Source organism: Bifidobacterium sp. ESL0784, assembly GCF_029433295.1.
Lineage (GTDB): Bacteria > Actinomycetota > Actinomycetes > Actinomycetales > Bifidobacteriaceae > Bifidobacterium.
In genome coordinates this window covers 259,251-273,437 of sequence record NZ_JAQTHV010000004.1, presented here as the reverse complement: position 1 = coordinate 273,437, position 14,187 = coordinate 259,251, and the positions used below count along the sequence as shown (strand labels likewise).

Annotated in this window: 13 protein-coding genes and 2 tRNA genes; 4 read left to right on the top strand and 11 right to left on the bottom strand. The window is 57.5% G+C overall.

Annotated features, from left to right (window positions below):
• Positions 1 to 7: 7 nt before the first annotated feature.
• The 4 genes from PT279_RS07730 to PT279_RS07715 all read right to left on the bottom strand — a co-directional run bounded on the left by PT279_RS07730 (position 8) and on the right by PT279_RS07715 (position 2,869).
• Positions 8 to 244, bottom strand: a complete 237-nt coding sequence (locus PT279_RS07730) for a hypothetical protein (protein WP_277166841.1) — start codon at positions 242 to 244, stop codon at positions 8 to 10.
• On the bottom strand, positions 244 to 855 hold the full coding sequence (locus PT279_RS07725) for a ParA family protein (RefSeq protein WP_277166839.1): 612 nt from the start codon (positions 853 to 855) through the stop codon (positions 244 to 246). Before PT279_RS07725 ends, PT279_RS07730 begins: the two co-directional genes overlap by 1 nt.
• A 122-nt stretch (positions 856 to 977) precedes the next feature.
• Positions 978 to 1,445 (bottom strand): WhiB family transcriptional regulator, encoded by a 468-nt coding sequence (locus PT279_RS07720; RefSeq protein ID WP_277166838.1) that lies wholly within the window; start codon positions 1,443 to 1,445, stop codon positions 978 to 980.
• Positions 1,442 to 2,869, bottom strand: a complete 1,428-nt coding sequence (locus PT279_RS07715; protein WP_277166837.1) for a helix-turn-helix domain-containing protein — start codon at positions 2,867 to 2,869, stop codon at positions 1,442 to 1,444. The genes PT279_RS07720 and PT279_RS07715 overlap by 4 nt, the downstream gene beginning before the upstream one ends.
• Positions 2,870 to 3,429: 560 nt before the next feature.
• Between PT279_RS07715 and PT279_RS07710 the strand changes: the two genes are divergently transcribed.
• On the top strand, positions 3,430 to 3,720 hold the full coding sequence (locus PT279_RS07710) for a helix-turn-helix domain-containing protein (protein WP_277166836.1): 291 nt from the start codon (positions 3,430 to 3,432) through the stop codon (positions 3,718 to 3,720).
• A gap of 289 nt (positions 3,721 to 4,009) precedes the next feature.
• Here PT279_RS07710 and PT279_RS07705 read toward each other — a convergent pair whose 3' ends face one another.
• Positions 4,010 to 4,315, bottom strand: a complete 306-nt coding sequence (locus PT279_RS07705) for a hypothetical protein (protein WP_277166835.1) — start codon at positions 4,313 to 4,315, stop codon at positions 4,010 to 4,012.
• A 179-nt stretch (positions 4,316 to 4,494) separates the two neighbouring features.
• Between PT279_RS07705 and PT279_RS07700 the strand changes: the two genes are divergently transcribed.
• The gene (locus PT279_RS07700; protein WP_277166834.1) at positions 4,495 to 4,701 is read left to right on the top strand and encodes a hypothetical protein; all 207 of its coding nucleotides are present in this window, start codon (positions 4,495 to 4,497) and stop codon (positions 4,699 to 4,701) included.
• Between the two features lie 42 nt (positions 4,702 to 4,743).
• Positions 4,744 to 6,033 carry a site-specific integrase gene (locus tag PT279_RS07695; RefSeq protein ID WP_277166833.1) on the top strand — a complete coding sequence of 430 codons (1,290 nt, stop codon included), beginning with the start codon at positions 4,744 to 4,746 and terminating at the stop codon, positions 6,031 to 6,033.
• 57 nt (positions 6,034 to 6,090) lie between these two features.
• Here PT279_RS07695 and PT279_RS07690 read toward each other — a convergent pair.
• A tRNA-Pro gene (locus tag PT279_RS07690) sits at positions 6,091 to 6,164 on the bottom strand.
• Positions 6,165 to 6,722: 558 nt separating this feature from the next.
• Between PT279_RS07690 and PT279_RS07685 the strand changes: the two genes are divergently transcribed.
• Positions 6,723 to 7,916 carry an ABC transporter permease gene (locus PT279_RS07685; protein WP_277166832.1) on the top strand — a complete coding sequence of 398 codons (1,194 nt, stop codon included), beginning with the start codon at positions 6,723 to 6,725 and terminating at the stop codon, positions 7,914 to 7,916.
• A gap of 5 nt (positions 7,917 to 7,921) precedes the next feature.
• On the opposite strand, the gene PT279_RS07680 is transcribed toward PT279_RS07685, so the two are convergent.
• From PT279_RS07680 to PT279_RS07660, 5 genes are all read right to left on the bottom strand, one after another.
• On the bottom strand, positions 7,922 to 8,596 hold the full coding sequence (locus PT279_RS07680) for an NUDIX hydrolase (protein WP_277167059.1): 675 nt from the start codon (positions 8,594 to 8,596) through the stop codon (positions 7,922 to 7,924).
• A 162-nt stretch (positions 8,597 to 8,758) separates the two neighbouring features.
• On the bottom strand, positions 8,759 to 9,637 hold the full coding sequence (locus PT279_RS07675) for a Nif3-like dinuclear metal center hexameric protein (RefSeq protein ID WP_277166831.1): 879 nt from the start codon (positions 9,635 to 9,637) through the stop codon (positions 8,759 to 8,761).
• Positions 9,638 to 9,811: 174 nt separating this feature from the next.
• Entirely contained in the window at positions 9,812 to 12,970 is a 3,159-nt protein-coding gene (gene polA / locus PT279_RS07670) for a DNA polymerase I (RefSeq protein WP_277166830.1), read from the bottom strand.
• Between the two features lie 119 nt (positions 12,971 to 13,089).
• Positions 13,090 to 13,869 carry a response regulator gene (locus PT279_RS07665; RefSeq protein ID WP_277166829.1) on the bottom strand — a complete coding sequence of 260 codons (780 nt, stop codon included), beginning with the start codon at positions 13,867 to 13,869 and terminating at the stop codon, positions 13,090 to 13,092.
• 124 nt (positions 13,870 to 13,993) lie between these two features.
• Positions 13,994 to 14,067: transfer RNA gene (locus tag PT279_RS07660), tRNA-Leu, on the bottom strand.
• Positions 14,068 to 14,187: the final 120 nt, after the last annotated feature.

Below are 14,187 nucleotides of genomic sequence, written 5' to 3'. Positions count from 1 at the left end.
CATGTTTTCATGATTGCTGGCTTTCCAGCCATCCGTTGAGCGCCTCTATGAGGCATTTCTCCATGCGCCTGCCCTGCGCAGAAGCTTCGGCCTTGAACCGACGTTTCAATGTGGCCGGCACGCGCAGCGAGAGCATGACCTTCCGTTCTGATGTACCGTTTGCGCCCTTGTCGTCGAGCTGCGGATTGAGGACATCCTTCAGCGGCGAGGAGTCTCGTCGTATCGGCGTGTAGTTGCCTTGCATCAGCGTTCCTCCCCTGTCATGTCGCGGCGTACCTGTTCGAGTTCGTTCAGCAGGTCCCGGTACTCGTAGGTTCTGGCGGGCCTTGATCCCAGGGCCTTCTTGATTTCCTGGCGTTTGGGTATCACCGTGTCGAAACGCGGTGTGGCCGCATCGCGCAGCGCCTGTTCGGTCTGTTTGAAGGCGGTGGTGTTCCGTTCGGCACGGACGATGAGCACGGCCGCGCTGGTGGTCTTCCTCGCCTCGTCGAGCATGGCCCATGCCTGCTGCAAATCCAGCGGGGAGTCCGAGGTCGGGATGACGACGAAATCCGCCGACCTGATCGACGCCTCAAGCAGCCGCCCCTGCGGCGGCGCGTCAACGAAATCCCAGCCCCCGTGCCCCTGCGCGGCGAGCCGTCCCAAGGTGCTCAGGTTGGCGGGTCGGACCTCGAAGCCCAGTCCCGTGCCGTCGGTCTCGGCGGCGTCGGCCCATAGGCTGGCCGAGCTTTGCGGGTCGGCATCGTACACCGTGGCCGTCGTCTCCCCGTACCGGTCGGTGACGGCGGTCGCCAGATATATGGCGGTGGTGGTCTTGGCGACCCCGCCCTTCGCGTTCGCTATCGCTATTCTCATGGTTTCCCTCTTTCCTGATTTATTGATTTATTTATTTCTTGTTTTCATGAATGCTTGATATCCCGAAATCATGATTTCCTGATTTCGTATCCCGGTATCCGCTGCAAGCCGGGTTCCGCCCGTCAGAAGAGCGCTGACTGGGCCGACCGCACTTCGCCTTCGGCGTTGCCCTCAGCTTTGGCGGCTTTCTCGACGGTGCGCCGGAAAGCCCTGTTGCGCGACTCGATGCTTCTGGCCTTGGCGACGGCATCGGGGTGCGCTGCGAGCCATCGGGCGAGGTCCATGGTTCTTTTGCGTTCGGAGCCTTCCGGTTGCAGCCCGTCGAGGGCGGCGAGCCGGGCGACCTGTTTGCGCATCGTCCATGACAGCCCGCCGAGGATGCCGGAACGGTCCTTGCGCACGATGGCCGAAGCGAGGCATACGACCCTCACCGGGCATTCCCGGCAGATCAGCGCGCCGGCCCTCGCGAGCTCGCGGCCCGTCCTGGTGCCGGTCAGTTCCTCGTCCAAGCCCCACAGGCGGTCGGCCCAACGTCTAGGGAACTGGCGGCACAGAGGCGTATGGCTGCCCTGATTACCGGTGATGTTCATGATGCATTTCCTCTCCCGGCCAGTTGCCTGCAGTATCCTTCACCGCCGATGAAATGGAACCGGCGATGGTCTTTCGCCTTGTCGGATTTCGTTTTGGCGTTTTCCTGGGCTTTTCTGGCCTCGGCGTTGCGTCTGCCGAGTCCGTGGGTCTCGCGGTTCCTTTCGTCGTATCGGCACAGCGGACATTGGGAGCCGGGCAGGTCGCCGTCTATATGCGTCTGGGAGTCGGTGGTGTGGAACTCTCCCGCACCCCAGACCGGAACGGCCCTGGCGTTGGGCGTGGAGACCTTGATGGCCCGGTGGCGTTCGCCCGGGCCGGCACCGGCCTGTGCCAGCATCACGGCCCCTTTCGGATCGCATGCCATCTGTGCGACGACCCGGTCCCATTTGCGTTCCAGCGCGGCGGGGCCGGCGATGACCTTGCGCCAGAAGCCGTCGCGGGGCGAACCGTGCGTGCCGTCGGCCGGAAGCAGCGCCCATTGCGCGACCACTCGGCAACGGGCAAGCCCCTGTACGGCAATCAGACGGTTCGCCGCCGCAAGCTCCCGGCGTCGCGGACGGGACGGGTTAGCCGTTGCTTCCAATACCGGGGGCACCGGCAGTTTCGGTTCGCGGCGCATGGCCTCGGCCATCACCGCACACAGTCTCTCGGCCTCAACGTCTTCCTCACTCTTCTCGCTTTTCTTGGTTTCATTCCGGAGTGTGGCCTCCCCTTGCGGGGAGGTCTCCCGTAGGGAGAGAGGGGTATTTGTTCTATTTGTTGTGATATCTGTCTTCCTATCAAGTGGCTCACCGGTGAACCCTCCGGACGGCTCACCGACGTACCTTCTTGCGGGTTCACCATGGTCGGAACCCGGTTCCGTCTGCGGGCTCATTTTGGACCCGCCGGAATCCGGTCTTTCAGGTTCAGCATGTTGAGGGCTCGTTGTGAGCCCTCGGCCTTTCCTGCCTTCGCGTTCCGCCCTGGCCTTCCGGCCGGGTTTCTCGCTGACCTTTTCCAAGGCCACGTTCATGCAGCACTCCCACACGATGGGCCTCCATTGCGGGGCAAGCCAGCGGCCGTGCTCGTCATGGCGCGCGAGGTCCTGGTCGCCACGGCGGATGACGCCGAGCACCTCCATGTCGTGAAGGGCTCGTTTGACGGTTGCCCTTGAACAATGCGCCTCGGCCGTCAGGGTCTCGATGGTCGGCCATGCCGACCTGCCATCCGGCTGGCACCGGTCGGCCAAGGCAATCAGGACCAGACGAGCCGAGGCGTTCGGGCAAGGGGCCTCGCGCAAAGCCCACGACGTACACTGCCAGCTCATTGCTTCCGCCCCTTCCCGTCCCCGCGGCACAACAGCCACAGGAGCGACAGGCAAGGCGCGGAAACCGTAAACACCGACAGCGATGCCGCCACCATCCACCCAATACGAAGACCCCATACATGACGGCAGACCATGCGGATCAGCACCGCACCGACCGCGAACAACAAAGGCCCCGTTACCCAGACGGCCAGCCACAGAAGAACCGGACGGAGACCACGCCCCCGCGCATTCAACGCCGTCCTCCCGAGGAAGGATGCGCGAGCATGCATGCGGCCCGGCCGACAGACTCGCCCGGAGGGGATGCAGGCGTCCGACCATGGCCAATCATGAAACGGATAACATAGGATGCGGCGGGAGAGCATACCGTCCCCGACCGCCTGATACACTTCAACATGTGCGATGACACTCCTGACAATGCAAAGCACCGTTTTCGGGAATCCCTACCAAAGAAGACCCGAAAACGCTGCGGATTGTTATTGCATAGCTGTCTTTCGTCGTGGGCACGGCGGAAGACAGCCCCCTTTCTCCGACTTTCACCGCCCTGGGCAGGAAACGGCAAACGTCAGTTTAAAATAGTCTTTGTAAGTTTACAACTGTCATAGTAATATGTTGTTTGACTCTTTTCAAGTGTTGCCTTAAAATGAGTGTCGCATCATCGGCAGCAGAACAGGGAATCCATGACAGACAAGAAACAAGACGACAGAGAGCCTGCAGGCGGTTACGAGCAGCGCGTCGTTTCATGGAACGTCGCAGCGCTGCTTGCCGACCGAAAGCTGTCGAAAGCGTCTCTGGCAGCTGCGTTGGGCATAACACGCCAGTCCTTGTACGCGAAAATGAAATGCAGTACCGTATGGACGGTTCCCGATCTCGCTGAAACTGCGGAGTTTCTAGGGACAAGCGTTCAATCGCTGCTTGACGACAGACTAATGAGAAGCGTAAAGGCAAGCCTGAACGGGCAAGCCGACTAGCACCATTGCGAAAACAAGTGAGAAGCAGCTGCGAATTACAAATCTGAACAACAGTTGATTTGCTTCCCATCCTCAGTATTCCTCTCGGTTAGTATGCAGGTTCGCCCGAAGACAGGCTATTATCTCCTCCTTCGGGTACATGACTCTTCGGCCTATCTTCACCCATTGCGGACCGATTCCGGAACCCCTCCACTCGGAAAGGGTCGATTCCGGTATTCCGATGATGTCATGAATGTCCTTCGTGGTGTTCAGTGGCCGCAATTCCTGCGCTACCGCTGCGAATATGTCGTTATCGGCTTCCATAGACCCTCCCCGTTCCCCTTTGACGGCCCGTTTCTTTCCGAATTGGACCATTTGCAGGGTTCAGTTTCACTTCAAACCGATCGGCAAGAAATTCGTCTGGCCGATAACCGGTGAGCTGCGCAAATATGCCGATCTCGCCGAGCCTAATCTCGACATCACCATTGAGCCTGCGCGAGGTCATGTCCGCAGACTGACCCCAGGCGCGCGATAGCTCTGCAACTCGGATGCGCTGCGCACCCATCAAGGCTCGAAGTCGCGAGGCGACCGTCTTGCTGAGTGTGTAGCTTCTCATTTAAACCTCCAAACAAGAAATTATTCGCGTATTTACGCGTAAATGTCAATTTAACAGACGGTGTTTTTTAAAAATACGCGCGTAGGAGCGTAAAAACGCGCTATGATGGTCGTATGGGCAGAAAGAAAATCGAAATTAGCCCTTTCGGTCGTGAGGTGTCAGCGGCGGTAAGGGCCGAGATGGGAATACGGCGAATTTCAGGAACTGAACTCGCCAAGCGCATCGGACGCGGGGCGACATACGTACGCCAACGAGTCAACGACAACCAGGAGTGGGCATTAAGCGACATCGAGGCGATGTGCCAGCTTTGGCAGATCACCCCAACTGGGTTGCTCGACTCGCACCGTCCGGAGCGCGCAGACACGACGCAGCAGACGAACCCTTAAAGGAGGTTCCGCGCGCGTCGCGCGAAAGGAATCACAACAGCTATGGCACGAGTTTTCATCGACGACAGATGGTTGAAAACAGCCGATGACGGAACCACAGCAACACCAGCCGCGAAACGCAGCCTTGCAAACGCACGCGACCCATACAAGGCCCGAGTGCCGGAGAAATGGAGGTCAAGCCTATACGGCACCGGCAAACGTTGGAGGGCTCGCTGGTATCTACTCCGCCCGGACGGCACGAAGATTCAGAAGAGCAAGGCGTTCGAAAAGTTGTCCGACGCAGAAGCCTATGAAGCCGGTATGGAAGACGATGTCAGGCAGGGACGCTATCACGACCCTCATCAAGAGAGCCGTATCTTCAGCGAGGTTGCCGAGCAATGGCTCACCACAAAGCTCGACATTCGGCCCGGCACTTTCGGCCGCTACAAACGAGAACTGCGAGTATACATAAATCCAAAATGGGGCACCACACCCCTGCGCGGATTTACCATACCCGCTCTCCAGCAATGGGTAAAAAGCCTGACCGAAGGAAATTACCCAGCGGAATTACCCGACGGGCGTGAACCCAAACCCTTAAGCGCACGGAGCATACGCAACATCGTGAAAGTGGTGATGAGTGGAGTGTTCGAATACGCCGTATCCAACCAATGGACTCTGACCAATCCCCTGAAAAGAGTGACCATACCGAAAATCGAAAGCCACAATGATGACATGGTGCTGCTCGACATATCCGAAATCGAGCTGATCGCCGAAGAGGCCGGCAACGCAGGACGCCCTACCGACTCACTGCTGATTCGCTGGCAAGCCTATGTAGGGACAAGAATCGACGAGGCATTGGCGTTACAGGTCGGTGACCTCAACCTTGATTCGAGACAAGCCAAAATAAGACGAACATGGGCCGAAGACGGAAACGGGCACCTCATATTGGGCAAACCAAAAAGCGGAAAATCGCGAAATGTGGCCATCCCGGCATTCCTAGTGAGACAACTTCATAACGAAGTAAACGGGTGCAGACAAAGCGATTTCGTATTCAGGGCATCCCGGGGAGGTCCGATCAACGTCCATAATTGGCGATACCGGGTATGGAGAAAAGCGCTCAACTTTGCCGGAATGGAGGATGAAGGCATCACCATTCATTCCCTACGTCATTCATACGCTTCAATCGCCATAGCCAATGGCGCCGATGTGAAGACACTGCAGAAGCAACTGGGCCATGCCAGCGCCACCATAACCCTCGACACCTATGCAGGGCTATGGCCCGAACGGCTCAATGAAGTAGCCGACGCGGTGAACGACGCGAGAGACAAGGCAATCGTGTTCAATCGTGTCTGAAAGAAATAATCCCGGATTTTCAACAAACCAAATCGTTGAAAATCCGGGATTTATGAGTCGGGATGACAGGATTTGAACCTGCGACATCTTGCTCCCAAAGCAAGCGCGCTACCAAACTGCGCTACATCCCGATTCCATGCGTTACCGCACAAAAATATGAGTATACAGATTCTTCTGGACACGACATTCCATATTTACCGCACTAATATCTGATTCAAATGACCGCTTTTCATTATTTTTTAAATATTTAAAATATAGATTACAACCAAATCGCATTACGTTCATATCGTCCGCTTCACCCGGTCACATCTTTAGAAGGTCAGCCGACTCGTGCAAGGTTTGCGGTCATCGTGTCTAATCGTGTCTGAATCCTAAAAAGCAAAAAATCAGAGGACCTGAAAACACTGGAATACCAACGATATTAGAGAATCAATAAAAGTAAGAACCTGCGACATCCTGCTCCCAAAGCAGGCGCGCTACCAAACTGCGCTACATCCCGATGTGCACAAAAACAAGCACAATCAATAAGTATAGCGCAACCCCGGCCATGCGACTCGCTAAGATAGACAACGGCACATACGGTATGTAAATCGTCGAATATGAGCGCCAGCAAACATAGACCAGCCGACGAACAAAAACAACGAACGCAAACACGAACGCCAATGAAACACAAAGGACAATAAGTAAGAATGGGACTGCATCAGCGCACGGAGACCTCGGGGCTTGTCTCCTTCATCATCTGTGCAATCGCGGGGGCAAGCATCATGGAACTGTGCGTCTCGCTGCTGCCGGCCGCGTGGATGATCAGCCGCCGCCAGTTCGTCATCGCTTCCATTATCATCGCCGCGTGCGGTACCATTTCCTTCATTTTCGGCTATGCTCGGCGTTCGAGTTCGCTCAATACCCACAACCGTTGGATAGAAATCCTGCGCCGCCTGGTCGAAATCTTGGCTCTCGCAATGGTCTATGCCTCCACGTTGTTCCTCACCTCGTTCGCCCTTCTGAGCGTTGCCAGCAACCTGATGGGCACCATGTTCCTCGAATACATCGTCGCGGTTTGCGCCGGCTTTGCAGGGGTCGCAGGTTACATCACCTTCGTGCAGGCCGAGTTGATGGACGCCAAAACATTGGCCGGTTTGTTGCCGCTTTTCGTGGTCGCAGGCGTCAGCGTTGCAGGCCTGACCACAGATGATCCGAACTGGTACACCAACAACTTCTCGCAGCTCGGCGACCGCACCACCTTCGCAGCGCACATGTTCAATTCGACGCTGGTCCTCGCCGGCGTTTGCATCATCATCGTCAGCTACTTCGCCATCTCCGAACTCGTGACCTCGTACCGCCAGCGCCGTGAATGGCATCAGGAACAAGGCCCGTTGCGTTCCAGCCACATCAAGCATTACAAAGCGCGTCTGATCTGCCTGTCGACCATGCTCGCGTTCTCCGGCATCGCCTTCATCGGCATCGGCACGTTCCGCTATACGCCGCATCCCATCCTCCACAACGTCTTCGCCCGCGGCATCGTCGTCGTCATGGGTTTGCTGCTGCTCGCGCTCCCCTGGCTTGCCCCGCAGCTTTCGCTCGCCATCTACGGGGCCGGCTACCTTGCCATCGCCGTCTGCGGCGTGGTGCTCGTGCAATGGCTGATGGGCACCAACACGATGACCAACGTCGAGGCGCTGGCCGGTCTCGTCTTCCTCGGCTGGTTCATCATGTTCTCGCGTCAGATCGCGGCCATCGAGGCCGATCGTATCGCCGAGCAGGTCATGCATATCGATCAGGAAGAGGCTTCGGCAGATGTGGCCACTGCCAACGTCGCCGATACCATTCCGTCCTCGGTCGACAAGAATCATCGTATGCATTCGCGCATTGCGGCCACGCAGTAAACGCGCTATTCTCCAGTAAACGCGCTACTTTCCGCCGCCAGCCGCTCACGCAAACGACGAATCTCCTCATGCTGGATGGCGATGGTGGAATCCGCGGCCTGAATGCCGATGCCGGTAAGCTCCTCCCACGTCACCCAAGTGGACTGCACATGCTCGTCTTTGTCGAAATGACGCGGTTCCTGCCTCCACGCCGAAAGATGGATGATGAAAATATGCGCAAGCTCATTGGTCATGCCGCCGGATGAATAGAAATCGCCGACACGTTCAATTCGCACCGATTGCTCGTCTTTCGGCGTCACTCCCGTCTCCTCCTGCAACTCGCGCAAAGCCGAGGTTTCAGGCTTTTCACCATCTTCCATAAGTCCCGCAGGAAAACCATACGTGAACCTGTTCGGCCCGACTCGGTACTCCCGTTCCAGCAGATACTTGTCCTGAACTTCATCGTGAACCAACATCACCACGGCCTGCGGATGAACCAGAATCTGCCGCCGTACCGTCACTTCCCCGCCGTCGGTTTTTGCGAGCGCCAACTTGCGGTCATCGATATGAAAAATAGCCCCGCGATAGACGGTTTCGCTGGAAACCAGCCGTATGGGCGCCTCCATGTCGATGCCGTCGGTGGATTCCTGCAAACGCCTGTTAACCTCTTTGCGGATAGATTCCGTCGTTTCTGCATTCATCATTCTTCCCCACTTCCTCGCTGCGACCTTTGAAGGCAACGAATCATAGCATACGGATTGATTAATATGTGCTGCCTTTCATCACCGGAGAGCAAATAGGCTTAAACAAAAGCACACCGGACAAGAAAACCCTCATTGTACACTTCAATGGATGACCGGCGATTAATCCCGTCCCAGCACCAGTTGCCAGGGATCGGTAACGATGCCAACACGTTGCGTTTCTGGGCGAAAACCAGTGGCTTTCTCGATTCCATCAGCAATATCATCGAGCGCATACCTGAACCACATCGACTCGATGGCTGAATGCGGCGTGTTGATCAACGCCGGTTTCATGGTCGTATGATTGAGAGTTGCTTCGTACCAAGCCTGCTGCAACGCGTCCGTAGCCGGATGATGGCGCAAATCGCTGGTCACGTAGACGTCGGCACCACTGTCACGAACTTCATCGAAATCAGAATCCCCAGAGCCCGGCAACACGGCGATTTTCCGGACTTTAGCGTCCAAATCGCCAGCAACCTGAATCCCATAGTTCGTTTTCGGTACTTCCGCAGCCACGCGCTCGGCGAACGCACGCAACGTCATTGGTTCCGCCAACGTTCCGACACGTCCCAGCCCAACGGCATGGCCGTTCTCCTCACCAGCAGGGACCAATGGCACCTGGCCACGCAACCCGAACGCATCAGCTGCGGCTTGGGCGACGCCGCGATAGGCAACATCGGCGTTGGTATGCCCGACCCACAGCCCACAGTGAGCACGGTACAGCTTTCCGGCGATGGCTCCATGCACGCCAAGCCCGGATACCTCGTGTACCGCGCGGAAGAACAGCGGGTGATGGCAGATGAGCAGATCAGCGCCCATCGCAATCGCTTTATCCACGACGGCCATGGTCGGGTCGGCGGCGAAAACGATCCTGCCGACGGTATCGTTCAGATCCCCGACTATCAGCCCGGGATAATCCCAATCCTCGGCATACTTGAGCGGATATAGCTGTTCCAACACTTTGACGACTTCGGCAAGCATTGGTTTCTTCTTTTTTGACATCTTTCCTCCGAACTATTCGCATCCATCCAAAAACGTTATCGGTTACCCGCCGCACTGTTAGGCAACCAAAACCAGCATCATCCTCGCCACAAGCTTTGCCGCGCTTTCGCAACGACACATGCAAGATGGCTCCATTGCTTACCACAATAGAGCCATCGTCAAACACACCACGAATCAGTGCGCGGCGGCCTGCCAGTCGGAACCGATGCCGATGGAGACATCAAGCGGCACGGCCAGGTCGACGGCGTGCTCCATGGCGTTGCGCACCAAGTCGCTCACCTGCTCGCTCTCCCCCGGCGCGACTTCCAAGACGAGTTCGTCGTGGATCTGTAGGATGACGCGGCTCTTGACCCCGGCCTCACGTAGCGCGTAGTCGGCGCGAATCATGGCAATCTTCATGATGTCTGCTGCCGAGCCCTGGATCGGCGCGTTGAGTGCCCCGCGCTCGGCGGCGTCGCGCACCTGACGGCGCGAAGACTTGAGCCCCGGGAAGTAACGGCGACGACCGAACATCGTCTCCGTATAGCCCTTTTGTCGGGCGGTGGCGACCAGCGATTCCAGATAGTCGTGCACCTTGCCGAAGGTGGCGAAATACTTGGCTTTCAGTACATCGGCCTCGGCCGGGCTGATCTTAAGCTGTTGCGAAAGCCCATAGGTGCTTAAGCCGTAAGCCAGCCCGTAGCTCATCGCCTTGACGTGGCTGCGCTGGTCGGAGGTGATTTCGTCGACCGGAATGTCATACACAAGGCTAGCCACATAGCGATGGAAGTCCGCACCCGACTTGAACGCCTCGATCAGCGATTCGTCGCCGGAAAGATCGGCCATGATGCGCAGTTCGACCTGCGAATAATCGCAGCTCAACAACGATTCGAAGCCCTCGCCCGGCACAAATGCGGAACGGATCTCACGGCCTGTGGCATTGCGGTTGGGGATGTTCTGCAGGTTCGGGTCGACCGAACTCAGGCGCCCGGTTGCTGCGACGGTCTGCTCGAATGTGGTGTGAATCCTGCCGTCCTTGGGGTTGACGGCTTCCAGGAGCGTCTGCGCGATCTGCTTCAACTTGTTGGTCTCGCGGTGGCGAAGCAGCGCGCCGAGGAAGTTGCTCGCCTTTTCGTCGTTGGCGTACTTGACATAGAGGTTCTGCAATGTAGCTGCGTTGGTGGTGTACGAGCCGGATTTCGTCTTTCTCGAGGGCGTGAGTCCCATTTCATCGAACAGCACTGTCTGCAATTGCTTCGGGCTCTGCAGGTTGAGTTCGTGGCCGGCGGCCTCGAAGGCGATCTGCTGGGCCTGATCGGCATCAGCCGCAAACCCGTCAAGCAGCTCGTGCAAGCGTCCCAAGTCAACCTTCGCGCCAGCGTCTTCGATGCCGTATAGCACTTGGGAAACCGGCAGTTCGATGGATCGCAACAAGCCGTACTGCTTTCGCTGGTCAATCGGCGCTTTCAGGAAGTCGGCGAGCGCCCGCACGATGGCACTATCTCTCACAGCTTCCTGCTGGATTTCTTTGGAAGCGTCGTTGTCGCTGCCAGAGCCGTCTTCGTCTCCCAAATCGAGCTCGCCCTGCGCTTGCTTGGGCTTGCTGTCCTCAATTTCCAGCCCGAGGAAATGTTCCGCGGCCTTCCCGAGCGTTTCGGCATGGAAATCAGGTTGGACCAGATACCCGGCAAGTTTGGTGTCGAAAAGCGGCCTGCGCATGGTCACGCCGGCTGAAGCCAGCATGTGCAGGTGCTCCTTATAGCCGTGCACCACCATGGAGGTATGGAAGACATCCAACAGGAACTGCAGCGCGGAACGCAGGTCGTCGTCAATGGTTTCCGCGCCGAACACTGCCGCCTCATCACCGGCCAACAACGCCACGGCTTGCAGATTGGCGTTTCCTGGCTTGGAACGGCCAGAGGCGTAAAGCACCCACGAATGGTCGACCTGTTGCGAGCAGCACATGTCGCGATTGACCAGTTCGGGCCCTTTGGCACCGTCGATGATCGCCTGCTCGTCCGTCTTTTCATCGGCTCGAACCTCGGCATCGTAGCTGTTCCGCTCGTTCGCAGACGTCCGGGTCGGGCCATCATTGGCGGCTGAGCTGCCATCCGGTTTGGTCTCCGTTTGGCCGGCCTTTTGCGGGCCGTCATCCTTTTCGCCGAAGGTCTGGATAATGAGGTCGGGGTTAATCTTGCCTGCGGGGAACACGGGCGCGATGTGCGCGTCGATCCAGTCCCCCAGCTCTCCGGCATTGCGGATTTCGGTGACGTGCGGTTCCTTGACAATGGGCCCGTCATCATCGGCATCAGCCGCGGCCACCACAGAGGCCGAATCCGCATCCCCCGGCATGACCCCGCCGTTGAAGGATTTGACCAACCGGTTCTTCGAACGGTTGCTGAACTGGAGCTTGGCGAAGACCTCATTGACCTTGTCCATATCCATGCCGCCGAGTGTGAAGTCGTCGATGGTGGCACCGAGATCGAGGTCGCGCAGCACGGCGTTGACACGGCGGTTGAGCTTAACCTGGTCGATGTTGTCGCGCAGCGCCTGGCCTTTCTTGCCAGGCAGTTCGTCGGCATGTTCGATGATGCCTTCGAGCCCGCCGTACTGGTTGATCCATTTAGCCGCATACCCGTCTCCGACGCCCGGCACCCCGGGGATGTTGTCGGCGGTTTCGCCGCGCATGGCCGCGAGATCCGGATATTGCTGCGGGGTGACGTGATATTTCTCGACGATGGCATCCGGGGTCATATGCTTCAGGTCCTTGAAGTGATGGCCCGGATAGAGCACGGTGATGTCGTCGTCAATGAGCTGGAAGGCGTCTCGGTCGCCGGAAAGCACGAGCGTCTTGTATCCGGCATCCTCACCCATCGAGGCCATGGTGCCGATGATATCGTCGCCTTCATAGCCCTTCTTCTCGATGTATTTGACGCCCAGCGCCTTCAGAAGGTCCTGGATGATCGGCAGCTGGCTCAAGAGTTCCTCGGGTGCGGCGTCTCGAGTGCCTTTGTATTGCGGCAGCATCTTGTTGCGGAACGTGCCGCCGGCCATATCGAAGGCGACGGCGAGGTGATCGGGCTTTTCGTTGTCGAGCACCTGCGCGAGCATCGTCGAAAATCCCCAGACGGCGTTGGTGGGCTGGCCGTCGGAAGTGGAGAAACTTTCAACCGGCAAGGCGAAATAGGCGCGGAAAGCCAGCGAATGGCCGTCCACGACCAGAAGCGTACCCTTGGTTTTCCCGGCACCGTTTGCTTCTGCGCCACCGTTCGATTTCGCACCATCACTTGTTTTCAAGGTATCCTGCGATTCTGCAGCATCATTGGCTTTCTTTGTGCTTTCGCTATCACTCATAAGATCGTCATTCCTTGCAATGTTCGTTTCGTACGCTGTGTTTCTTCCACTATACAAATATCGCCTGCCGATTCATAGGCGAATCGACAGGCGACTTCATAAAACTTTCGCGCTTCGGCTCAGCGCTGCGCTTGTTCCGGCTTCGGATCGCCGTACTTGGCGATGATGGCCATGGCCAGACGCTTCTTGGGGATGCGCTGATCCATGGAGGTCTTCTGGATCCAGCGGAAGGCACCCTGCTCGGAGAAGTCCGCCTTGTCCATCAGCAGGCCCTTGGCGCGGTCGACGAGCTTGCGCTCCTCAAGCGTGTCCTCAGCCTTCTTGAGCTTTTCTTCGGCTTCCTTGAGCTGGGACTGGGTCTCCTTAAGCTTGCCCTCATTCGCCTCGACAGTGTCGAGCAAATCGTTGATCTCGGCGAAGCGGCCCATGGCTACTTCCAGCGCCGGCAGCAGCTTGGATTCCTCGTACGGCTTGGTGACGTAGGCCATCGCGCCGGCACCCGTCGCCTGCTTGACCAGATCGGGCTGCGAATACGCGGTGAGCATCACCACGGGGGCGATATTCTCGTCACAGATGGTGCCGGCAGCGGCGATGCCGTCCATACGCGGCATCTTGACGTCCATGCACACCACATCCGGGCGCTCCTTGCGGGTGAGCTCGACGGCTTCCTCACCATTGGCGGCCTCGCCGACGACCTTGTAGCCATTGTCTTCAAGCATGGCCACCAGATCCATGCGGTTGACGGATTCATCCTCGGCCACTACCACGGTGCGCTGACGCGGCTTGCCCTCTTCTTCGGGTTTTTCGTTCTTGGCTTCGTCGGCGACAGATTCGATGTCATCGGTGGCGGCGGCCTTCAATTCCTCATCGGTCAGTATCTGGTCCATATCATCATCCATTTCTGTATACACTCTTGCACTCGTGTCTCCACGCCTTCTCTAGTCTCTTGTGACAAATGTCGAGTACAAAGGAGATTGATACTATGATATATCAATCATTTAAAAGTGATAAACCCACTCAACGTGCCCTTGGTGGGACTCGAACCCACACTGCACAGATTTTGAGGCTGTTTCCTCTACCAATTGGGATACAAGGGCTTGTATCGGGCCACAATCCAAGATTGCAACCATTTAAAAATAGCATAATCAAGCGACGTCAGAGTGTCGATTTCGTCATCTGCGTGTCTTCTCGCGCGTTCTGCCCATTGCCCTGAACAA